Below are 390 nucleotides of genomic sequence, written 5' to 3' on the forward strand. Positions count from 1 at the left end.
CTTGTACACCTTCAGTGACTTCTGCGAGACTTGAATTATCTCCAAGCAATTTTTTAAATGTATAGGTGAAAACTTCTCCACCCATTTCTATTGTTAATGTTGTATTTTTACCAAGTGAAATACTACCCCATGTTTCAGAAGGTACACTTACCGTTGTTACTTCACCATTTGTAAGGTTTTTTGTACCAACAACAACACCGTTTACTCTTTCGGTTATTGTGGACATTTCACCATCTGTTGTTATCGAATAGTTTAGTAGGTTGTTTCCTTCTGTGAATGTACCTAAATCACCTTGCGGAACTGAAATTTCAGTAGTTTGTGGCATCTATTTTTTCACCTTCCTTTCTTACATTCCTAAAATGGCATTCACATTAGTAATTAAAGTTGTCT

Annotated in this window: 1 protein-coding gene; it reads right to left on the minus strand. The window is 35.1% G+C overall.

The window, feature by feature from the left end:
• A partial coding sequence (locus R0J88_RS18935) for a hypothetical protein (protein ID WP_410900718.1) occupies positions 1-325 on the minus strand: 325 nt, incomplete at its 3' end.
• Between the last annotated feature and the right edge of the window lie 65 nt (positions 326-390).

Origin of the sequence: Pseudoalteromonas sp. SIMBA_162, assembly GCF_046535955.1 — a bacterium.
GTDB classification, from domain to species: Bacteria; Pseudomonadota; Gammaproteobacteria; order Enterobacterales; family Alteromonadaceae; genus Pseudoalteromonas; species Pseudoalteromonas marina.